The 21,610-nt window shown below is 71.5% G+C and carries 17 protein-coding genes and 1 pseudogene; 10 read left to right on the top strand and 8 right to left on the bottom strand.

Annotated features, from left to right (window positions below):
* Positions 1-8: 8 nt before the first annotated feature.
* A complete protein-coding gene (locus SAVERM_RS17040; protein ID WP_010984722.1) occupies positions 9-2,282 on the top strand; it encodes a galactose oxidase early set domain-containing protein in 2,274 nt (757 codons plus the stop codon).
* Here the strand turns inward: SAVERM_RS17040 and SAVERM_RS17035 are convergent.
* From SAVERM_RS17035 to trhA, 4 genes are all read right to left on the bottom strand, one after another.
* Complete coding sequence (locus SAVERM_RS17035) at positions 2,279-3,004, bottom strand: Mut7-C RNAse domain-containing protein (RefSeq protein ID WP_010984721.1); 726 nt, start codon at positions 3,002-3,004, stop codon at positions 2,279-2,281. The two genes, SAVERM_RS17040 and SAVERM_RS17035, sit on opposite strands and share 4 nt — an antisense overlap.
* Before the next feature lie 4 nt (positions 3,005-3,008).
* Complete coding sequence (locus tag SAVERM_RS17030) at positions 3,009-3,680, bottom strand: TetR/AcrR family transcriptional regulator (protein ID WP_037644981.1); 672 nt, start codon at positions 3,678-3,680, stop codon at positions 3,009-3,011.
* Positions 3,677-5,251, bottom strand: a complete 1,575-nt coding sequence (locus SAVERM_RS17025) for an MFS transporter (RefSeq protein ID WP_010984719.1) — start codon at positions 5,249-5,251, stop codon at positions 3,677-3,679. Before SAVERM_RS17025 ends, SAVERM_RS17030 begins: the two co-directional genes overlap by 4 nt.
* Before the next feature lie 161 nt (positions 5,252-5,412).
* Positions 5,413-6,126, bottom strand: a complete 714-nt coding sequence (gene trhA / locus SAVERM_RS17020) for a PAQR family membrane homeostasis protein TrhA (protein ID WP_010984718.1) — start codon at positions 6,124-6,126, stop codon at positions 5,413-5,415.
* A 356-nt stretch (positions 6,127-6,482) separates the two neighbouring features.
* On the opposite strand from trhA, the gene SAVERM_RS17015 reads away from it, so the two are divergent.
* On the top strand, positions 6,483-8,306 hold the full coding sequence (locus tag SAVERM_RS17015) for a phosphoenolpyruvate carboxykinase (GTP) (protein WP_010984717.1): 1,824 nt from the start codon (positions 6,483-6,485) through the stop codon (positions 8,304-8,306).
* 534 nt (positions 8,307-8,840) lie between these two features.
* On the opposite strand, the gene SAVERM_RS17010 is transcribed toward SAVERM_RS17015, so the two are convergent.
* Both SAVERM_RS17010 and SAVERM_RS17005 read right to left on the bottom strand, forming a co-directional pair.
* Positions 8,841-9,260 carry an SCO4983 family protein gene (locus SAVERM_RS17010; RefSeq protein WP_010984716.1) on the bottom strand — a complete coding sequence of 140 codons (420 nt, stop codon included), beginning with the start codon at positions 9,258-9,260 and terminating at the stop codon, positions 8,841-8,843.
* Between the two features lie 137 nt (positions 9,261-9,397).
* Positions 9,398-10,609 (bottom strand): pyridoxal phosphate-dependent aminotransferase, encoded by a 1,212-nt coding sequence (locus SAVERM_RS17005; protein ID WP_010984715.1) that lies wholly within the window; start codon positions 10,607-10,609, stop codon positions 9,398-9,400.
* A gap of 126 nt (positions 10,610-10,735) precedes the next feature.
* Here SAVERM_RS17005 and SAVERM_RS17000 point away from each other — a divergent pair, with 126 nt between their 5' ends.
* Positions 10,736-11,464: a hypothetical protein gene (locus SAVERM_RS17000; protein WP_048894573.1), complete on the top strand. Its 729-nt coding sequence runs from the start codon at positions 10,736-10,738 to the stop codon at positions 11,462-11,464.
* A 229-nt stretch (positions 11,465-11,693) separates the two neighbouring features.
* A pseudogene (locus tag SAVERM_RS16995) lies at positions 11,694-12,603 on the top strand (trypsin-like serine peptidase).
* Between the two features lie 18 nt (positions 12,604-12,621).
* Here the strand turns inward: SAVERM_RS16995 and SAVERM_RS16990 are convergent.
* Both SAVERM_RS16990 and SAVERM_RS16985 read right to left on the bottom strand, forming a co-directional pair.
* Entirely contained in the window at positions 12,622-14,214 is a 1,593-nt protein-coding gene (locus SAVERM_RS16990; protein ID WP_010984712.1) for an N-acyl-D-amino-acid deacylase family protein, read from the bottom strand.
* A gap of 75 nt (positions 14,215-14,289) precedes the next feature.
* The gene (locus SAVERM_RS16985) at positions 14,290-15,561 is read right to left on the bottom strand and encodes an amino acid deaminase (RefSeq protein WP_010984711.1); all 1,272 of its coding nucleotides are present in this window, start codon (positions 15,559-15,561) and stop codon (positions 14,290-14,292) included.
* 134 nt (positions 15,562-15,695) lie between these two features.
* On the opposite strand from SAVERM_RS16985, the gene SAVERM_RS16980 reads away from it, so the two are divergent.
* The 6 genes from SAVERM_RS16980 (at position 15,696) to SAVERM_RS16955 (ending at position 21,608) form a co-directional block, all read left to right on the top strand.
* On the top strand, positions 15,696-16,781 hold the full coding sequence (locus SAVERM_RS16980) for a sugar kinase (protein WP_010984710.1): 1,086 nt from the start codon (positions 15,696-15,698) through the stop codon (positions 16,779-16,781).
* Positions 16,778-17,572 carry an IclR family transcriptional regulator gene (locus tag SAVERM_RS16975; RefSeq protein WP_010984709.1) on the top strand — a complete coding sequence of 265 codons (795 nt, stop codon included), beginning with the start codon at positions 16,778-16,780 and terminating at the stop codon, positions 17,570-17,572. Before SAVERM_RS16980 ends, SAVERM_RS16975 begins: the two co-directional genes overlap by 4 nt.
* Before the next feature lie 9 nt (positions 17,573-17,581).
* Positions 17,582-18,001, top strand: a complete 420-nt coding sequence (locus SAVERM_RS16970) for a RidA family protein (protein WP_010984708.1) — start codon at positions 17,582-17,584, stop codon at positions 17,999-18,001.
* A gap of 123 nt (positions 18,002-18,124) precedes the next feature.
* The gene (locus SAVERM_RS16965) at positions 18,125-19,609 is read left to right on the top strand and encodes a GntP family permease (RefSeq protein ID WP_037645236.1); all 1,485 of its coding nucleotides are present in this window, start codon (positions 18,125-18,127) and stop codon (positions 19,607-19,609) included.
* 192 nt (positions 19,610-19,801) lie between these two features.
* On the top strand, positions 19,802-20,920 hold the full coding sequence (locus tag SAVERM_RS16960) for a hypothetical protein (protein WP_037645237.1): 1,119 nt from the start codon (positions 19,802-19,804) through the stop codon (positions 20,918-20,920).
* Positions 20,921-20,939: 19 nt separating this feature from the next.
* Positions 20,940-21,608, top strand: a complete 669-nt coding sequence (locus SAVERM_RS16955; RefSeq protein ID WP_010984705.1) for a hypothetical protein — start codon at positions 20,940-20,942, stop codon at positions 21,606-21,608.
* Positions 21,609-21,610: the final 2 nt, after the last annotated feature.

Raw genomic sequence — 21,610 nt, 5'->3', positions numbered from 1 at the left:
CGGACGGGATGCCGTACTGCTGGGAGAAGTCGGGCTGGGGCGACAACGACTTCACGTTCACCACCACGAGTGACGCGCACACCGGCACCAAGGCCATGAAGGTCGCGCTGACCCGGCGTGTCGACGGCGACCGCAAGGCGCTGATCACCGAGTCCGCCGCCTGCGCGCCGGTGGTCACCGCGGGCAAGCAGTACGACCTCGGCCTCTGGTACAGGACGACGACCCCCGACGCCGCGATCACGCTCTTCCGGCATGACGCGACGGCGGGCTGGCAGTACTGGACCGACCTCAAGACGCTGGACATGCAGAGCGGTTGGACCCGGGCGACGGTCCGCACACCCGAGGTGCCGGCCGGCACCGACCGCATCACCTGGGGTGTGTCGGTGTACGGCACCGGGTCCGCGACCACCGACGACTACACGATGGAGCAGGTCGCCGACCCGCTCCCGCCGGCCACCTGCACGGGCACGGCCGAGGAGTGCGCGAACGGCCGGTGGACGGTCCTGCCCACGCAGAACCCGGTCCGCTCCATGCACTCCGTCGTCCTCAACAACGGCAAGGTGCTGCTGATCGCGGGCTCCGGCAACAGCGAGGAGCAGTTCAACGCGGGCACGTTCACCAGCGCGGTCTACGACCCGGTGAAGGGCACGTACCGGCAGATCCCCACGCCCAAGGACATGTTCTGCGCGGGGCACGTCCAGCTCTCCGACGGCCGGGTGCTCGTGATGAGCGGCAACAAGGCGTTCCCGGTCGTGGGCGGCCACGGGTACGAGGGGTACAAGGACTCGTATCTCTTCGACCCGGTCACCGAGACCTACAGCAAGACCAACGACCTGAACGACGGGCACTGGTATCCGTCGGCGACGGAGCTGGGCAACGGCGACATCGTCTCGTTCGGCGGGCTGCGCGAGGACTCGACCGGCTCGGTGACCGCCGAGCGCTGGTCGGCCGCGCAGCAGCGGTGGCTGCCGCTGTGGCAGGTCAACCAGACCTGGTCGTACTGGGGTCTGTACCCGTCGATGATCCTGATGCAGGACGGCCGCCTCTTCTACTCGGGCAGCCATGTCTTCGGCAACGGCACCCCGGGCACCGGCTCGGCGGTCTACGACTACGACGCGAACACGACCACCGCGATCCCGGGTCTGCAGAGCAAGGACGAGCGCGACCAGTCGGCGAGCGTGCTGCTGCCTCCGGCGCAGGACCAGAAGGTCCTCACCATCGGCGGCGGCAACATCGACTCGAATCCGGCCGCCAACCGGCTGACGGACATCATCGACCTCAAGTCGGCGAACCCGGCGTACACCGCCGGGCCGCCGCTGCCGCAGGGCACCGTCGACCTCGGCAACGGCAAGGTGGCCGAGACCGGCACCCAGGGCAAGATGTACGTCTCGGCCGTGCTGCTGCCCGACGGCAAGGTCCTGGAGACCGGCGGCGCCCTGCACAATCGCGCCGACCCGGTCTACGAGTCGTCGATCTTCGACCCGGCGAGCTCCACCTTCGACCCGGTGGCCGCCGACCCGGAGGCCCGCGGCTACCACTCGTCCGCTTTCCTGCTGCCCGACGGCCGCGTGATGGCGACCGGCGACAACCCGGGCAACGGCACCTGGAACCACAACGTGTCCCTCTACACCCCGCCCTATCTGCTCAAGGGCACCCGCCCGACGATCACTTCGGTGATCGACAACGAGTGGGTGTACGGCGACACCCAGCGCATCACCGTCGACCGTCCCATCGCCAAGGCGGAGCTGATCCGCCCGGCGGCGGTGACGCACTCCTCGGACCCGAACCAGCGGTTCGTCGATCTGCCGCTGTCCGTGGGCGGCAACAACGTCGATCTGAACGTGACGAGCAACCCGAACCTGGCGCCGCCCGGCTGGTACATGCTCTTCGCGGTGGACGCCAACGGCGTGCCGTCGGTGGCCAAGTGGGTGCATCTCCAGGGCCCGTCCGCGCTCGCCGCCGCCTCCGAGGACACGGCTTCGGCGCATGTCCACCCGTTCGCCGACTCCCTGGACGGCAAGGTCACGGGGCCCGGCAGGAAGCGCGCCTCGCAGAAGGTCGGCGCCGCCGTCTCCGGATGCGACCGGCACTACGGGACCGTCAACGTCTGCGTGCCCACCGCGTTCCCGCGCGAGGTGAGGAAGACGACGGCCGCCCGGTGCGCCTGGCTCGAGAAGAACGACTACGGCCGGCTGAAGGTCAACGGCGAGGACGATCCGCTGGGGCTCGATCCCAGCAAGGACAAACTGGCCTGCGGCACCAAGGATCTGAAGCGCCGTTAGGCGCCGAACTCCGCGAGGGCGCGCTCCACGATGGCCTCCAGGCGGTCGTGGTGCGCGCCCTTCCAGTAGGCCCGCCCGCACTCCTCGCACTGCGCGAAGACGTCGTACGACCGCTGCGTGCCGCCTTCCAGCTGGTCGGCGACCTGCTCCTTGGTGGCCTTCTCGAGTACGCCGTTGCACGCCGTGCACCGGGTCCAGGGGGCCAGCCCGGGGGCGAACCGGTCCAGGACGTCACGGAGTTGGTCGTCGGGCCTGGTGCTGTAGATGTAGGCGCCCGCCCACAGCTCGCGGCGGCGCAGCAGGCCGCGGTCGCGGCTGAGCAGTACGCGCTTCTCGGCGGCCGAGAGGGCGGCGAGGGCCGGGTCGCCGAGGTCCGTCGACTCGTAGGCCGTGTCGACGCCGAGGAGGCGCAGCCGGCGGGCCAGCGTGCCGAGGTGCACATCGAGGAGGAAGCGGAGCGGGGCGCCGGGGACCCGCTGGGGGCGCTCGACCGGGCGCACCTCCACCGAGTCGCCGGCCGCCGGGATGTACGAGACGGGTGTCTCGCGGCCGTTCACGACGAGTGCGCCGACCTCCGGCAGGGGGACGCCGAGCGACTCCACGACGTGCCCGAGGGTGGAGGCGCCGTCGGTGCCGACCGCCGTGGTGCCGGACCGCCGCTCGTGCGGGACGAACAGGCGCAGTTCGGGGGCGAATGCGACGTGGATCTCCGGTCCGTTCACCGGATCAGGATGTCACGCCGGACGCGTCCGTGGCCTCCGGGTTTTTCGGTGGCAGACCGTTCTCCAGGACGTCCAGGGCGCGGTCGACGAGGTCGCCGAGGTCCTCCTGGTGGCCGGTCTCGGCCCAGTACAGCGAGGTCTCCATCAGGCCGCCGATGAGGGACATCGCGAACACCCGCACTTCCAGGCTGTCGGGGTCGCGGCCGGTGCGCGCCGCGATGACCCGGCACAGCATGCGGCCGGTGACCGACATGCTCTCCATCATCCGGGAGCGCACCGCGGGCACGTCGACCATCAGCTGGGTCCGCAGCCGGGACACGTGCGGCTCCTCGGTGAACCCGAAGCCGATGGCCTGGTGCACCGCGTACCGCAGGGACTCCGTCCACGGTTCGTCGGCCGGGCGGGCGGTCAGCTCCTTCTCCATGACCGGGTCGTACTCGTCCGTGAGGACGATGTCCTCCTTGGTCGGGAAGTAGCGGAAGACCGTCGAGGGGGAGACCTCGGCGCGCTCGGCGATCTGCTCGATGGTCGTCGCGTCGTACCCCTGCTCCTGGATCAGTCCGTAGGTCGCGTCGCGGATCGCGATCCGGGTCTTGAGCTTCTTCCGTTCCCGGAGCCCCAGCTGGGGGCCGTCGGCGGGGGTGGAGCTGTGTGCGGTGGCGGCCATGGTGCTCATTGTCCGGCATCGGCGGGCGTCGGGGCCACGGCGGTGTCCTCCTCGGGGGTCGGGGCCGGGGCGGGCGACGTCTCGGGCTTCGGGAGCAGCGCCGCGGCCAGCAGCGCGGTGACGAGTGCCGCGATTCCGCTGATCATGAGGACCAGGTCCATGCCGTGGAGGTACGCGGCGTTCGCGGAGGCGGTGAGCGCGCGGTCGCCGAGCTGCGCGGCGATCACATGGGCGCCGACCACCGAGTCGGAGGCGGCGTCGGCGGCCCCGTGCGGCAGGCCGGAGGTGTCGAGCCGGTCGCCGTATGCGCCCGCGAGGAGCGAGCCGAGCAGGGCGATGCCGATCGCGCCGCCCACCTGGCGCACCGTCATGAGGAGGCCGGAGCCGCTGCCGGCCCGGTCGCGGGGCAGGGCGCCGAGGGCGGCGGACATCGCGGGCACCACGGCGAAGCCGAAGCCGAGGCCGGCGATGGACAGCCACAGGGCGGTGAAGCCGTAGCCGTCGTCGACGGACGTGCGGCTGCCGAGGATCGCGGCGAAGGCGAGGGTGACCAGGCCGGCGCTGATCACCGCCCGCGCCCCGAACTTCGCCAGCAGCGGCTGTGCGCCCCTCGACGCGATCAGCAGCCCGCCCATCATCGGCAGCATCCGCACCCCGGTGGCGAACGTGTCGTTCCCGAGCACCGCCTGGAGGTACGGCGGCAGCACGAACATCAGCCCGGACAGGACGAACATGACGAGGGTCGCGGCGAGCGTGTTGAGCAGGAAGCCGCGCTGGGCGAGCAGGGAGAGGTCCAGCATCGGGCGGGCGCTGCGGCGTTCGCGGACGACGAGCAGGGCGATCAGGACGACGGAGGCGGCGAAGAGGCCGAGGACCAGCGGGTCGCCCCAGCCGCGCCCCGGCGCCTCGATGATCGCGTAGATCAGGATGCTGAGGCCGGCCGCGGTGAGCGCGGTGGAGACGGCGTCGACCTTGGGGGAGGCGGGGTCGCGGGTCTCGGGGAGCAGGAAGACGCAGGCGGCGATGCCGATCGCGGCCATCGGCACGTTGACCAGGAAGACCGAGCCCCACCAGAAGTGGTCGAGCAGCCAGCCGCCGAGGATCGGGCCGAGCGGCAGGCCCAGCGCGGAGGCGGCGGAGACCGCGCCGACGGCCCTGGTGCGCTCCTCGGGTCCGAACAGCGAGGGCAGTACGGCCATCGCGAGCGGCATCACGAGCGCGCCGCCGACCCCCATCAGGGCGCGGGCGACGATCACCGGGGTGACGTCGTCGACGAGGGCGCCGGCCAGGGAGCCGGCCAGGAAGACGCCGAGTCCGGTGATGAGCATCCGGCGCCGTCCGAAGCGGTCGCCGAGCAGGCCGGCCGGGAGCATCAGGGCCGCGAAGACGACGACGTACGCGTCGGCCATCCACTGCTGCTCGCCGGTGGACGCGCCCAGGTCCCGGGCCATGGTCGGCAGTGCGACGTTGAGGATCGTCATGTCGAAGCCGAGTACGAGCATGCTCGCGACCAGGGCTCCGAGGGCCCACCAGCGGCGGGCGTCGTGCCGCGGGTCGTGCTGCTGAGTGACAGTAACCATGAAATGAGAGTAGCTCTCAAAAGATGGTTACTGTCAATGGGGAGGGGGTGGTGCTGCGCTCCTGGCGCGGGCGCGGTGCCGTGTTCCCGGCACGCAAAAGTGGCCGCGACTTCGACGTCGCGGCCACTGAGGGGGAGCCGGCCGGAAGGGCCGGGGAAGGGTCATCCGTGCTGATAGGCCACCAGCGAGATCCCGACGTAGTGCACGACGAACGCCGCGAGGGTCAGGGAGTGGAAGACCTCGTGGAAGCCGAACCACTGCGGTGACGGGTTCGGGCGCTTGATGCCGTAGATCACGCCGCCCGCGCTGTAGAGCAGACCGCCGACGACCACCAGGACGAGGACGGCGATCCCGCCCGTGCGCATGAAGTCAGGGAGGAAGAAGACGGCCGCCCAGCCCATCGCGATGTAGCAGGGCGTGTAGAGCCAGCGCGGCGCGCCGACCCAGAAGACCCGGAAGGCGATGCCCGCGGCGGCCGCGCCCCAGATGCTCCACAGCAGCCACTGGCCCTTGGCCCCCGGCAGCAGCAGCATCGTCAGTGGTGTGTACGTCCCCGCGATGATCAAGAAGATATTGGCGTGATCCAGTCTGCGCAGGATGCCGTCCATGCGCGGACTCCAGGTGCCGCGGTGGTAGAGCGCGCTCACGCCGAACAGCAGGCAGGCCGTCAGAGCGAAGATCCCGCAGGCCAGGCGGGCGCGGGGCGAGCTCGCGAAGGCGGTGAGTGCCAGGCCCGAGACGAGTGCGGCCGGGAACATGCCCAGGTGCAGCCAGCCGCGGAGCTTCGGCTTGATCTCGTCGGACAAGGAGAGCGCGGCGGGACCGTGGCCTGCGGCCGGCGTGTCCGTGGGCGCGTCGGGGACGGGCGCAGTCATGGACCAGATCCTACCTACGGAACCGTAACTTACGTATCGGTCCACGCGGATGAGAGTTCAAGAGTGGCCATGATCTCACGGCGCGACCTGGCGTGCGGGGTGCTCCGGGGCGGATGTCTGAGGCGCCCCGGAGTGGATACCCGGGGTGAACCGACGGTGACGCGCAGCAAACCCGGCGATGAGTGGTGATGGTCACTCCGCTCAGGTGGGCGGTCCTCTGGACATATGGGCGGTGCCGTCGGATGATCATATGAGTGCGGTCGGCACCGGATGAGCGCCAAGATCCACCATCGTGAAGCGTCCGGGTCGCAGCCCCCACGGGGCATTCAACAGAAACCCCTCATTTAGGAGCAATCGTGGCGCGCGACATCGCGGCTCCCTCCAGCGTCCCCACCCAGCACAAAGAACTGATCTCGTGGGTCAACGAGATCGCCGAACTGACGCAGCCGGACAGTGTGGTCTGGTGTGACGGATCCGAGGCGGAATACGAGCGACTGAGCGAGGAGCTCGTCCGCAAGGGCACCTTCAGGAAGCTCGACCCGATCAAGCGCCCCAACTCGTACTACGCCGCCTCCGACCCGACCGATGTCGCGCGGGTCGAGGACCGGACGTTCATCTGCTCCGAGAAGGAAGAGGACGCGGGCCCGACCAACCACTGGAAGGACCCCGCCGAGATGCGGGAGATCTTCGCCGGTGAGCAGGGCGTCTTCCGCGGCTCGATGAGGGGCCGGACGATGTACGTCGTCCCGTTCTGCATGGGCCCGCTCGGCTCGGACCTCTCCGCGATCGGCGTGGAGATCACCGACTCCGCGTACGTCGCCGTGTCCATGCGCACCATGACCCGCATGGGGCAGCCGGTCCTGGACGAGCTCGGCACCGACGGCTTCTTCGTGCGTGCCGTGCACACGCTCGGAGCGCCGCTGGAGGCGGGCGAGGCGGACGTGCCGTGGCCGTGCAACTCCACGAAGTACATCTCGCACTTCCCCGAGTCCCGCGAGATCTGGTCGTACGGCTCGGGCTACGGCGGCAACGCGCTGCTCGGCAAGAAGTGCTACGCCCTGCGCATCGCCTCCGTCATGGCGCGCGACGAGGGCTGGCTGGCCGAGCACATGCTGATCCTCAAGCTCACGCCGCCGCAGGGCGAGTCCAAGTACGTCGCCGCGGCTTTCCCGAGCGCCTGCGGCAAGACGAACCTCGCCATGCTGGAGCCCACGGTCGGCGGCTGGACCGTCGAGACGATCGGTGACGACATCGCGTGGATGCGGTTCGGCGAGGACGGCCGGCTGTACGCGATCAACCCCGAGGCCGGTTTCTTCGGCGTCGCGCCCGGCACCGGCGAGCACACCAACGCCAACGCGATGAAGACCCTGTGGGGCAACTCCGTCTTCACCAACGTCGCGCTCACCGACGACAACGACATCTGGTGGGAGGGCATGACGGAGGAGACTCCGGCCCACCTCACCGACTGGAAGGGCAACGACTGGACGCCGGAGTCCGGTACGCCCGCCGCGCACCCCAACGCCCGCTTCACCGTCCCCGCCTCGCAGTGCCCGATCATCGCGCCCGAGTGGGAGGACCCCAAGGGCGTGCCGATATCGGCGATCCTCTTCGGTGGCCGCCGCGCCACCGCGGTCCCGCTGGTGACGGAGTCCTTCGACTGGAACCACGGCGTCTTCCTCGGCGCGAACGTCGCCTCCGAGAAGACCGCCGCCGCCGAGGGCAAGGTCGGTGAGCTGCGCCGCGACCCGTTCGCCATGCTGCCGTTCTGCGGCTACAACATGGGCGACTACATGGGCCACTGGGTCGACGTCGCCAAGGACAAGGACCAGGCGAAGCTCCCCAAGATCTACTACGTCAACTGGTTCCGCAAGAACGACGAGGGCAAGTTCGTGTGGCCCGGCTTCGGCGAGAACAGCCGCGTGCTGAAGTGGATCGTCGAGCGTCTCGAGGGCAGGGCCGAGGGCGTCGAGACCCCCATCGGCATCCTGCCGACCAGGGAGGCCCTGGACACGGCCGGCCTCGACCTGTCCGCGTCCGACCTGGACTTCCTGCTCACCGTCGACAAGGAGGTGTGGCGCGAGGAGGCCGCGCTCGTGCCCGAGCACCTCAACACCTTCGGCGAGCACACACCGAAGGAGCTGTGGGACGAGTACCGCGCACTGGTGCAGCGCCTGGGCTGAGGCCCTTTCCCTACTCCGCGGCCGGCTCCGATCTGCCCTGACCAGCTACATCGTCACGGCCGGCCGCGGTGCCGGCACCACGGACCGGCGAGGTTCCGCACAACGGCGTGTGGGGCCCTGGGCCTGTCGTCACCGCTCCGTCCGCCCCGACGGAGGGGCGACGGCAGGCCCTCGCCCGTGAACGCCCGCTCACTTCGAACGCTTTTCCGGACAGCGCGTGTGCGCAGATGGCGCGTGCGCGACTCGGGCCGCCGCGCCTCCGTCTCGCGCAGGCCGGTCCGCTTCCTCGCGGAGCAGCGTCACTACCGCTCCGGATGACGCCCCGGCGGCTCCTGCCACAGGGTCGGCCGGGTCCACCCGCGGGTCCGTACCGACCCGGCCGGCGCTGCTCTCGGTGATCGGTCCCTGGACGGTGACGTCGGCGCCGGGGCGATGACCGGCGCGCGGTGTGTGGCGCATGGTGTGTGGCGCCCGGTCCGCGCGTCGCTGCGGTGCGCGCGGACCGGGGCCGTTCGGGGGAAGCCCTCGGAGGGCTCAGCGGGGCGCGAGTTCGCGCGGGTCGGCGGCCGCCGCGTGGGCGTCCATGCGCTCGGCGGCGAGGATGGCGGCCGCCGTGTCGGCCCGGGAGGCGGCGACGACGAGGGCGCGGCCCGCGAGGGCGTGCGCCCGTCGGTGCAGTGCCGCGAGATGCGGCTCGTGGAGGGCGGCGGCCACCGACGTCCGGGCGGGCGGCAGTCCCCCGCGCAGCCGGGCCACCTGCTCCGCGAGCCGCTCGGCGGCCGTGTCCAGCTCCGCGGAGGGCGTCAGCGCACGCAGTTCGTCGGTCACCGCGAGCAGTGCCGCCAGATGACCCGCGAGCTGGATGTCCAGCTCCTCCTCGCGCGACCGGTGAGGAAAGTCGGGGGCGGTGCCGGCCATCGTGTGGACCGACTTGGTCCGGATCGGTTCATACATGGGATGGCCTCCAATGTTCTCAGGAAACCATCCTAGCTTAGATTCCGTCTAAAGTTGAGTGGAGTCGGGAAGGCTCTTGGGCGGCCCTGCGGCAAGGCCTCTGGCGGGCCTCCGGAGGCCCGCCGACAGGCCCGGCGTCACGGCTGGCTGTAACCGTCCAGGAAGTTCCCGATCCGGGTGATCGCCGAGGTCAGATCGCCCACCGTCGGCAGGGTCACCACCCGGAAGTGGTCGGGGTCCGGCCAGTTGAAGCCCGTGCCCTGGACCACCATGATCTTCTCGCGGCGCAGCAGGTCGAGCACCATCTGCCGGTCGTCCTTGATCTTGAAGACCTTGGGGTCGAGCCGCGGGAACAGATAGAGCGCGCCCTTCGGCTTCACACAGCTCACGCCGGGGATCTGGGTCAGCAGCTCGTGCGCCACGTCCCGCTGTTCCTTGAGCCGTCCGCCCGGCAGCACCAGTTCGTTGATCGTCTGACGGCCGCTCAGCGCGGCGACCACCCCGTGCTGACCCGGCATGTTCGCGCACAGCCGCATGTTCGCCAGGATCGTCAGGCCCTCGATGTACGAGTCGGCGTGCGCGCGCGGCCCGGAGATCGCCATCCAGCCGACCCGGTAGCCGGCCACGCGGTACGCCTTCGACATGCCGTTGAACGTCAGCGTGAGCAGATCGGGGGCGACCGCGGCGGTCGGGGTGTGCGTGGCGCCGTCGTAGAGGATCTTGTCGTAGATCTCGTCCGAGCAGACGAGCAGGTTGTGGCGGCGGGCGATGTCCGTCAGGCCCCGCAGCATCGCCTCGTCGTACACCGCGCCCGTCGGGTTGTTCGGGTTGATGATGACGATCGCCTTGGTGCGGTCGGTGACCTTGCGCTCCACGTCGGCGAGGTCGGGCATCCAGTCCGACTGCTCGTCGCAGTGGTAGTGCACGGCCGTGCCGCCGGACAGGGAGACGGAGGCGGTCCACAGCGGGTAGTCGGGCGCCGGTACGAGCACCTCGTCGCCGTCGTCCAGCAGGCCCTGCATGGCCATCACGATCAGCTCGGAGACGCCGTTGCCCACGAAGACGTGCTCGACGTCCGTCTCGATGCCGAGGGTCTGGTTGTGCATGACGACGGCGCGGCGGGCGGCCAGCAGGCCCTTCGCGTCGCCGTAGCCGTGTGCGGAGGAGACGTTGCGGAGGATGTCCTCGAGGATCTCGGGCGGGCACTCGAAGCCGAACGCCGCCGGATTGCCCGTGTTGAGCTTGAGGATCCGATGACCAGCCGCTTCCAGCCGCATCGCCTCCTCGAGCACCGGGCCCCGGATCTCGTAGCAGACGTTGGCGAGCTTCGTGGACTGGATCACCTGCATGTCCGCGAGCTTACGGCCGCGTAACGCCTTACGCGCCGTGTTTTCCGCCACGTGAGACACGGGGTGTCGAGCGGTGGCCACCCGCGGGTACACGTGACCCCCTTCTTGTCTCTACACTTTCCGGCCATGTCATGGCACCTTCAGCCCGCCGACCGGGCGCCCGGGACAAATGGCGCGAACGGGCCGGGCGGCCCGTCTGGTGCCGATGCCGCGCACGGCGCGCCGAGCGTCTACCACCCGCGGGCCGACGCCGCGCCCGCGTACGAGGAGTACGCGGACCCCGCGGCCGCCCACGGGTGGGAGAACGCCTACGACAGCACGCGCGAGCTGCCCGTGACCGTTCCGGACGCGGACGAACCGGCGGGGCCCGGCGGCCCGGTCCTGGACGGCGGACCGCGACGGCGGGCGCGCCCGAAGGGTCGCGGACGGCCGACGTCCCGGGTGCTCGTCGCCGTCGGCGCGGTCTGCGCCCTGGGTGCCGCCGTCGCGATCGCGGGGTTCTCCGGCTCGGGGTCCCCGGCCGGTCCGCGGGTCGAGGGCGACGGGGTGCGGCCGAAGGCCGAGCGGTCCGAGCAGCCGTCCGTGGACGCGAGCGCCTCGGCCGGCGCGGCCACCACCGGGCCGTCGGACGGCGGCGCCCCGCCCGTCACCGCCCGCCCGTCCGACGACGCGTCCTCCTCCGCCGGCGCTTCGGTGTCTCCTTCCCCCTCCGGGGAGGAAACCGGTGCGCCCACGACTTCGGCGCCCTCGACGGAGGCGGCGGTGACGGCGACGGCGTCCGCCGGCGTGAGCGCGTCCGCGTCCCGGCCGGGCAACTCCGGTCACGGCAAGGGTGCGAGCAAGCGGCCCAAGTGAAGGGTGCGAGCAAGCGGCCCGAGTGAAGGGCGCGTGCGAGCGGCCCAAGTGGCTCACAGAGGCCCTCGGGTGACGGCCCGGAAGCCGCAAGTAGCGGGTTATCCCTAGCGGTTCGTGCGGTCCGGAAAGAAGTCCTTGTCCCGTTCAGTCCCCTCCCATCACAATGCGCATGACAAGACTGTGGGCCGGAAAATCTCCGGTCACTCATGTCGCAAGAGGGGACCCCCACATGAGAAAGCCTCTCGTTGCCGCGCTCTTCGCTCTGGTGATCGCCGGAGCGGGCGCGGCACCGGCGGTCGCGGCACCCGAGCCGGCGGCCGCGGTGAAGTCCGCGGCCGCGGTGAAGACCTCAGCCGCGGTGAAGTCCACGGGCGGGACGAAGACCTCGGCCGCACCCACGCTCCGGGCCGTGAACTTTCGCCGGCACCGTCTCGCTCAGCAACTGCTCCGGCTCGGTCATCCGCTTCCCGAACTCCGCGGACACCGCCCCGGCGCTCGTGCTCAGCAACGGCCACTGCCTGGAGACCGGCTTCCCGGAGCCCGGCGAGGTGATCGTCAACCAGGCGTCGAGCCGTACCTTCGGCCTGCTCAACTCCGCCGCCACCCGGGTGGCGACGCTGCGCGCGAACAAGGTCGTCTACTCGACGATGACCGACACGGACGTCTCGATCTACCAGCTGACCACCACCTATGCGGCGATCAAGAGCGCGTACGGCATCAGCGCGCTCACCGTGCAGGACACGCACCCGACCGCCGGTACCGCCATCACCGTCGCCTCCGGGTACTGGAAGCGGCTCTACAGCTGCAACGTCGACGGGTTCGCGTACCGCCTGAAGGAGGGCGACTGGACCTGGAAGGACTCCCTCCGCTACACCTCCGCCTGCCAGACCATCGGCGGCACCTCCGGCTCGCCGGTGATCGACAACGCCACCGGCAAGGTCGTCGCCGTCAACAACACCGGCAACGAGGACGGCGAGACCTGCACGGAGAACAACCCCTGTGAGGTCGACGCGAGCGGCAACGTGACCGTCCGCGAGGGCATCAACTACGCCCAGGAGACGTACCAGATCCCGGCCTGCTTCACGACCGCCAACGTGCTGAACCTGAGCGCGAGCGGCTGCACCCTGCCCAAGCCGTAGGCACCGCGGGGCGGGTGGTCAGCGAGGAGTCCGGCGGACCGCCCGCCCCGCCAGTACGTCCGTCCGGCGGCCGTCCTCGACGACGAAGCGGCCGTCGATCAGCACATGCGGAAGGCCGGCCGGGAGCCTGCGCGGGTCCTCGAAGGTCGAGCCGGCCGCGACGGTGGACGGGTCGAACAGGACCAGGTCGGCGCGGTATCCCTCGCGGACGAGCCCCCGGTCCGGCAGCCGCAGCCGCGCGGCCGGGCGCCCGGTGAGGTGGGCGACGCACTCCTCCAGCGAGAGGACCCCCAGCTCGCGTACGTAATGGCCGAGGTAGTGCGGGAAGGTCCCGTACGCGCGCGGGTGCGGTTTCGTCCCTTGGAGGATGCCGTCGGAGCCGCCGGTGTGCACACGGTGGCGCATGATCGCGCGGACGTTCTCCTCGTGGCCGACGTGCTGGAGGATCGTGCAGCCGAGCCGGTCGTCGAGGAGCAGCCGGCGGGCGGTGGTCCAGGGGGCCTCGCCGCGCAGGTCGGCCGAGGCCTGGACGGTGCTGCCGACGTAGGGGGCGAGTGCCGGGTCGCTCACGCCCGAGATCTCGATCGTGTCCCACTCGATGGGCACGCCGTGACAGCCGTCCGCGCCGACGACCTCCATGGCGTGGCGGATCCGCTCCGCGACCGTGTCGTCCCGCAGCCGAGCGAGGACCGCCTCCGGGCCGCCCTCGCCCGCCCAGCTCGGCAGCATGGCCACGAGCGTGGTGCAGCCGGGGGTGTACGGATAGGTGTCGAGGGTGATGTCGGCGCCCTCGGCCAGCGCGCCGTCGAGGAGGGCCAGCAGGTCCGGTGCCCTCCCCTTGTTCACCCCGAAGTTCATGGTGGCGTGGGCGAGATGGAGCGGGCAGCGGGCCTCGCGGGTGAGGGCCACCATCTCCTCGTACGCCTGGAGCGCGCCCGCCCCGTACGAGCGGTGGTGCGGGCAGTAGTAGCCGCCGTACTCGGCGACCACCCGGCACAGTTCGGTGAGTTCGGCGTCCTCGGCGTACATGCCGGGGGTGTAGGTGAGGCCGGAGGACATGCCGACGGCGCCCTCGCGCATGCCGTCCGCCACCAGCCGCCGCATCCGGTCCAGCTCGCCGGGCGTCGCCGCGCGGTCCTCCCAGCCGACGGCGAGCATACGGACGGTGCCCTGCGGGATCAGATACGCCGCGTTGACCGCGATGCCCTGGTCCAGCCGGTCCAGGTACCCGCCGACCGACCGCCAGGTGAAGTCGATGTCGTCGCCGTGGCCGTTCCAGCCGGTGATCGCCCTGCGGACCTCGGCGAGCGTACGGTCGTCGACCGGTGCGTACGAGAGCCCGTCCTGGCCGACGACTTCGAGGGTCACCCCCTGGGCCGCCTTGGCACTGTGGTCCGGGTCCCTCAGCAGGGCGAGGTCGCTGTGGGCGTGCATGTCGATGAAGCCGGGGGCCAGGGCGAGGCCGCCGGCGTCCAGGACCCGGCGTCCGCCCAGGGCCGGGCCGTCGCGGCGGATCTCGGCGATCCGGCCGCCGGTGATACCGACGTCGGCACGGCAGGACGCGCCGCCGGTGCCGTCGACGACGCGCACATCACGGATGACGAGATCCACGGGGGCTCCTTACGGGGACTCCTGGAAGCACGGGGACTCCTAGGAGCACGGGGACTCCTGGAAGCACGGGAACCCCTAGAAGAACGTACGGATGTAGTCGACGACCGTCCCGTCCGCTTCCACCAGGGGGATCAGCTGCCACTTGTCGAAGGACGTGCAGGGGTGGGACAGGCCCAGGCCGACCCAGTCGCCGACCTCCAGCTCCGCCTCCGGGGCCGTACGGAGCCACGCGTGCTGGTCCGAGAGGGCCGTCACCTCGATGCCGGCGGCGTCGCGGATCTCTCCCGACCCCGCGTCCCGCACGACCTGCGCCAGCGGCAGATCCAGGTCGTACGCCGCGTCCCGCTTGCCCGCGTTGGCGAACGCCTGCCCGGGGGAGGGGCGCGAGACGATCTGCGTCCAGAGACGGAAGGCGGGGTGGAGGGCACCCTCCTCCGGGACCCGGGTGAAGGGCGTGAGCCTGCGGTAGTGGCCGTCGTCGTGCGAGACGTACGCGCCCGAGCGCAGCAACTTCAGCACGGGCAGGGAGAGGCCGGGGATCCCGGCGAACACGTCGGCGACCGCGTCGAACCAGGCGCTGCCGCCCGCGCTGACCACGATCTCGCCCGCGTCCTTGAAGCGCCCCGCCCGGTCGAGGTCCACCGCCAGCGCGACGAGCCGGCGCAGCCAGGCGTGGACCCGCTCGGAGTCCGCCCGCGGCACCTCGCCCTCGTAGCCCGCGACCCCGACCAGACGCAGCGTCGGCGTCGCGGCCACCGCGTCCGCGACCGCCGCGCACTCCTCCTCCGTGCGCACCCCGGTACGGGCGCCCTCTCCGGCGGCGAGCTCGACGACGACGTCCACCGGGCGGGGCGTGCCGCGCAGCGCCGCGTCCATGAGTTCCACTCCGCGCACGGAGTCGACGTAGCAGATGAAGCGGTAGCCGGGGTCGGCCGCGAGGTCGGCGGCGATGTGGCGCAGGGCCGCCGCGTCGACCAGCTCGTTCGCGAGGAACACCCGCTGGATGCCGAACTCCCGGGCCACCCGCACCTGGTGGGGGACGGCCAGGGTGATGCCCCAGGCGCCGTGTTCGAGCTGGCGCTGGAAGAGCTGCGGCGCCATCGAGGTCTTGCCGTGCGGGGCGAAGGCGAGGCCGTGGCGGGCCGCGTAGGTCTCCATGAGTTCGAGGTTGTGCGTCAGGCGTTCGGCGGAGAGGGCGAGGACCGGGGTGGTGAAGCCGCCGGTGAAGAGGTCGCGGCGCTGGGCGGCCAGCTCGCCCACGGTCAGCCCCTCGGCGTCCGGCGGGAGGCCCTTGAAGCGGTGGTCCACGCGGTCCGTGGCGAGCCGGGCGAGCGCTTCGGCACTCATGGAGCCTCCCTGATCAGAGCGCGTTGCGTGGTGTGCAACGGTCATTGCGTATGTCGCGTACTGCTGTCTAACATCCCAGCCAACACAGGGTCAACGGTGCCGTTGGCCGCGCGACAGCGAGGAGCCCGGCCATCGTGACCACCGACGGACGTACCGGTGCCGTGCCCCGCGACGCCCACGACGTCGTCGCGCTCGGCGAGTCCATGGTCACGTTCCTGCCGACGCGGCCCGGACGCCTCGCCGACGTGCCGTCCTTCGAGCGTGGCATCGGCGGCGCCGAGTCGAACGTGGCGTGCGTGCTCGCCGCCGCGGGGCACTCCGTGCGGTGGGCCGGGCGGGTCGGCGCCGACGGGTTCGGCGACCACCTGGTGGAGGCGATCGCGGCGTACGGCGTCGACACCTCCGCCGTGCGACGCGATCCCGCACGCCCGACCGGTGTCTACTTCCGCACGGCGGGCGACCGGGCCACCGACGCCCACGAGGTGGCGTACTACCGGGCCGGGTCCGCCGCCTCCGCGATGACGGCGGAGAACATGGACCTCGACGCCGTCCGCGCGGGCCGGGTGCTGCATCTGTCCGGCATCACCGCCGCCCTGTCCGACGGCTGCCTGGGCCTGCTGCGCGAACTCACCGCCCGCCGGCCCGCACGCCCGCTCGTCTCCTTCGACGTCAACCACCGGCCCGGGTTGTGGCGTGACACGGACGGGCCGCGGGTGCTGCTGGAGCTCGCCCGCGGCGCCGACCTCGTGTTCGTCGGCGACGACGAGGCACGGGCGGCCTGGGGGCTGCACGGCCCCCGGGCGATCCGGGACGCGCTCCCGGAGCCCGAGGTCCTGGTCGTCAAGCAGGGCGGGGGAGGAGCGACCGCCTTCGAGCGGCGGCCCGGCGGGCCGGGCACGGGCGACACCTCAACGGACACGGTCACCTTCGTCCGGGCTCTCCAGGTCGATGTCGTCGCCGCCGTCGGGGCCGGCGACGCCTTCGCCGCCGGGTTCCTCTCCGCCACCCTCCGCGGCCTGCCCGTCCGCGACCGCCTCCGGCACGGACACCTCATGGCCGCCGCCGCGCTCACCGTGCCCGGCGACCTCGCCGTGCCGCCCGCCCGCGACCACGCCGACCGCCTGGCCGCCCTCGACGACACCGCGTGGGAGACACTTCGACTCGGCCCCGGCTGGACACAAGCCGTTGATCGGGCCCAGGAGGAGGTACGTACCCCATGAGCCAGACCGTCGACCGCGCCCTCAGCATCCTGCCGCTGCTCGCCGAAGGCCCCGCCGACCTCGGCCAGGTCGCCGACCGGCTCGGTGTGCACAAGTCCACGGCGCTGCGCCTCCTGCGCACCCTGCACGAGCACGGCCTCGTCCACCGCCAGTCCGACCAGCGCTACCGCCTCGGCGCCCGGCTCTTCGCCCTCGCCCAGGAAGCCGTCGAGAACCTGGACGTCCGCGAGATCGCCCACCCCCACCTCGTACGCCTCAACGAGCAGTGCGGACACACCGTCCACCTCGCGGTGTACGAGGAGCACGAGGTCCTCTACATCGACAAGGTGGAGAGCCGCTACCCCGTGCGCATGTACTCGCGGATCGGGAAGCCGGTGGCCATCACCGTCGCCGCCGTCGCCAAGCTGCTCCTGGCCGACCTGCCCGAACCCGAGCGCCGCGCCCTCGCGGAGAAGCTCGACTACCCCATGTACACGGCCCGTTCGATCCCCAACGCCCCTGCCTTCCTGCGTGAGTTGGAGAAGGTGCGCGAACAGGGCTGGGCCACCGACCTCGGCGGCCACGAGGAGTCCATCAACTGCGTCGCCGCCCCCGTCCGCGGCGCCGACGGACGGGCCGTCGCCGCGATGTCGGTGTCCGCGCCCAACGTCGTCGTCACGGCCGACGAGCTCCTCACGCTGCTGCCGCTGGTCCGCCGCACCGCCGACGCCATCAGCCGCGACTACTCCGGAAAGCCCCCGAAAGACCAGCTGAAAGACCACCCGAGAGACCACCCGAAAGACCCCGGCTAAGGACTCCGCATGACCGAGAAGACCGAGAAGACCGCCCTCACCCCCAAGACCCACACCACCCCGCCCGCCAAGTTCTCGCACGGCGTCAGGAAGGGGAACATCCTCCAGGTCGCCGGGCAGGTCGGCTTCCTGCCGGCCGAGGAGGGCAAGCCCCCGACGCCCGCGGGCCCGACCCTGCGCGAGCAGACCCTCCAGACCCTCGCCAACGTGCGGGCGATCCTCGAAGAGGGCGGCGCCACCTGGGACGACGCGATGATGATCCGCGTCTACCTCACGGACGTCGACCACTTCGCCGAGATGAACCAGATCTACAACACCTACTTCGAGGAGCAGGGCCTCACCGCGCCCCCCGCCGCCCGCACGACGGTGTACGTCGGCCTGCCGGCCGGCCTCCTCATCGAGATCGACGCGCTCGCCGTACTGAGCTGAGCCCCGTCCTCCCACTCCCGCACGTCGTACGTCATCACGGTGCGGCGCCCGTCATCCCCGGGGCGCCGTGCCGCGATCCCCCCTGCCCGAAAGCACCATGCCCTCAAGAAGAGGCCCCCCTTGATCTCGTATCCGCTCGCAGCGACGGCCCCGGCCACCCCCGAGACGCCACCCCACACCGGCGGCCTGCTCCTGCTCATGGACGGCACCGCGGGCCTGCTCACGGTCGCCGCCCTCGGAATCGCCCTCCTCCTGATCCTGATCATCAAGGTCAGACTCCAGCCGTTCGTCGCCCTGCTCGCCGTCTCCATAGCCGTCGGCCTCGCGGCCGGACTGTCGGTCACCGAACTCTTCGGCACGGTCCAGCGGTCCACCGCGGTGTCGGTCGTCGAAAGCGGCATGGGCGGCATCCTCGGCCATGTGGCGATCATCATCGGCCTGGGCACGATGCTCGGCGCGATCCTCGAAGTCAGCGGTGGCGCCGAGGTGTTGGCGACCCGGCTGCTGAACCTCTTCGGTGAGCGGCGTGCCCCGCTCGCCATGGGCCTGACCGGCCTGATCTTCGGTATCCCGGTCTTCTTCGACGTCGGCATCTTCGTCCTCGCGCCGATCGTGTACGCGGCCGCCAAGCGCTCCGGCAAGTCGATCCTCCTCTACTGCCTGCCGCTGCTGGCCGGCCTGTCGATGACCCACGCGTTCCTGCCGCCGCACCCCGGCCCGGTGGCCGCGGCCGGCCTCCTGCACGTGCAGCTCGGCTGGGTCATCCTGATGGGCGTCGTCTGCGGCATCCCGGCCGTGCTCGCCGCCTGGGTCTACTCCGCCTGGATCGGCAGGCGGATCTTCGTCGCCGTACCGCAGGACATGGTCGAGGCGGCGGCCGAGGCCAAGCTGGCCGTCATCGAGGAACAGCGCGCGCAGGGTGTCGAGCCGCGTGAGGAGCCCGTCCCCCTCGGCACGGTCCTCGGCATCATCGGTACGCCGCTGGTGCTGATCCTGGCCGCCACCTTCTCCTCGATCGCCCTCGACCCCTCCACGCTCCGCTCGGTCATCGAGTTCTTCGGCAGCCCGTTCGTCGCCCTCACCATCGCCCTGCTGCTCGCGTACTACCTGCTCGGCATCCGGCGCGGCTGGTCCCGCAAGTCCCTGGAGACGGTGTCGACTTCGTCCCTCAAGCCGGTCGGCAACATCCTGCTCGTGGTCGGCGCGGGCGGCATCTTCGGGGCCGTCCTGAAGGCCAGCGGCGTCGCCCAGGCGCTCTCCGACACCTTCAACGACGTCGGCCTGCCGGTGATCGTCCTCTCGTACCTGATCTCCGTGGTCCTGCGGGTCGCCCAGGGCTCGGCGACGGTCGCCATCGTCACGACGGCCGGGATCGTGGCGCCCCTGCTCGCCGCGGGCGACCACTCCCAGGCCTTCGTCGCCCTGGTCATCATGGCCATCTCGGCGGGCTCCATCTTCGCCTCGCACGTCAACGACGGCGGCTTCTGGATGGTGTCGAAGTACTTCGGCATCAGCGAGCGGGACACACTCAGGACGTGGACCGTGCTGGAGTCGGTGCTGTCCGTCGCCGGGTTCGCGGTGGCGGCGGTGGTGAGCACGTTCGTCTAGGCAGTGCGGATAGGCAGTACGGATGGGCAGTACGGATAGGCAGTACAGACAGGTAGTACGGCCCTGCCCCGGATCCGCCCCGAAAGCGACCCGAGTGCGCCCGGCCCGTCGTGTGGAATGGACGTGGAGAACAGCCAGGGGAGCACGGAACGGGCTTGTGACGGGGGTGGCGGCGGTGCGATCCTTGCCGCCATGGCGCTGCCCCCTCACCTGCCCGATCACGGATCGGTTCTCGCGGAGGTGCGCAAGGTGAGGCGGGCCGGGGTCGTTCGGTTGAGGGGACTGGACACACCGGAGCTGATCCGCATCGCGCGAGAACTGCCCGGACAACAGGGGGAGTTGGCGAGCCGCTCGGTCGAGGTACTGCTGCGGACCGCCGTCGCGGGACTGGGCGGCGGCACACTTCAGACCGCCGCCGAGTACAGCCTGGGCCTCGCCCAGGGCACCCGGGACTGGCCGGCCGCGGACCGGCGCAGACGGGCCGCGGAGGTGTACGGCGTCAGCGTCGAACGCTTCCGCAAGCACCACGAACTGATGGTGCTGGGGCAGTTGACGGAGCAGGTGCTGGGCATCGCCGGCGCCCCGGCCGCCCCGGCGCGTGAAGTCCCGGCAACGGGACGGCCGGTGGCGCTCCCCGCCGCACACCGCGTCCTGAAGCCGTACGTCCACGGCCGGCCCGTGTCCGTCACGGTGCATGTGCACTCGGTCGATCTGCTCCGGGACGTCGATGTCGTCGTCTCACCGTCGAACACGTACTTCGCGCTGCCGGCCGCGTACAAGTCGTCGGTCGCCGCGACCCTGCGCCGGGCAGGCGCGCACAAGGACCCCACGGGGGGACTCGTCGAGGACAGCGTCCATGACGAGCTGCGGGGATGGGCCGTCCGGCACGGTGCGCCGGGCCGGGCGGCCCTGCCCGGCACGGTCGCCGCCACCTCCGCCGGAGCCCTCGCCGCACAGGGCGTCCGGCGGATCTACCACATGGCCGTCGCCGTGCCGCGCTTCGGCACCAACGACTACGACGTGCAGCCCGCCGACATCACCCGCGGTGTCACCCGGGTCTTCGCCCTCCTCGCCGAGGAGTCCCGCCGCTTCGACCCGCCCCTGAACTCCGTCTGCCTGCCCCTGTCGGGCGCGGGCCGCGGCGGACTGTCGCCGCTGGAGAGCTTCGGCGCGCTCTGGGCGGCCGTGGAGGCCGAACTCGCCCGCGGCGCACCCTGGGACGTCCACTTCGTGGTACGCCGCCACGCCCGCGCCGACCTCATCGAGCGGCTGCTGTCCGACCGCGCGGACCACGACACCGGGTCCCGGTGACACACGACAGGGGGAACCGTTGAATCCGTACGCCGTGCTGGCCGCGGCCGCCGCCGCCTGGGACCGGATCGCCGCACGCCTGGACCGGGCGGCGCGCGAGGGGCTGACCGAGCTGCTGCGCGTCGTACGCGACCGGGACACCGCCGAGCGGGAGCGGCTGGCCGCCGCCGCACGGGCCGCCGCGCTGCTGGGCGAGGCGCTGCCCGACGAGTTCGGGGCCGCACAGCAGGCCCGGCTCGCCCCCGACGTACTCGACGAGGGCGCGCCCACCGGCCCCGTCGTCCAGGGTTTTCACGCCGAGGACCTCGCGGTGCTGCTCATGGACGGCCACCGCATGGTCGGCCCGGTGCTCGGCCCGGTGCGCGAGCGGCTGCTCGCCGCGCCCGCCCTCGACGCCGACACGGTGCTGCGCGAAGGCGGCGACCCGTACGCGCCCGATCTGATCCGGCTGGCCGGCGCGGGCGGCCGGCCCCGGCTGCCCCGCTTCCAGTTCTCCGAGGGCACCCTGCCCTGGCTGGTGGTCCTGGAGGTCAACGCGCTGCTCGCCGCGGACCGCGACCCGTGGGGCGCCGCCGACTGGTGGCTGTCGGGCAACGCCTGGCTCGGCGCGCGCCCCGTCGTGCTGCTCGGCACCGGCCGCGACGGCCACCTGGCCGACGTGGCACGGTTCTTGATGGAAGAGGAGTAGCC

Source organism: Streptomyces avermitilis MA-4680 = NBRC 14893, from assembly GCF_000009765.2.
Taxonomy (GTDB): Bacteria; Actinomycetota; Actinomycetes; order Streptomycetales; family Streptomycetaceae; genus Streptomyces; species Streptomyces avermitilis.
Note: the sequence above shows the minus strand (reverse complement) of the source record. Positions and strands in the feature narration are given on the sequence as shown.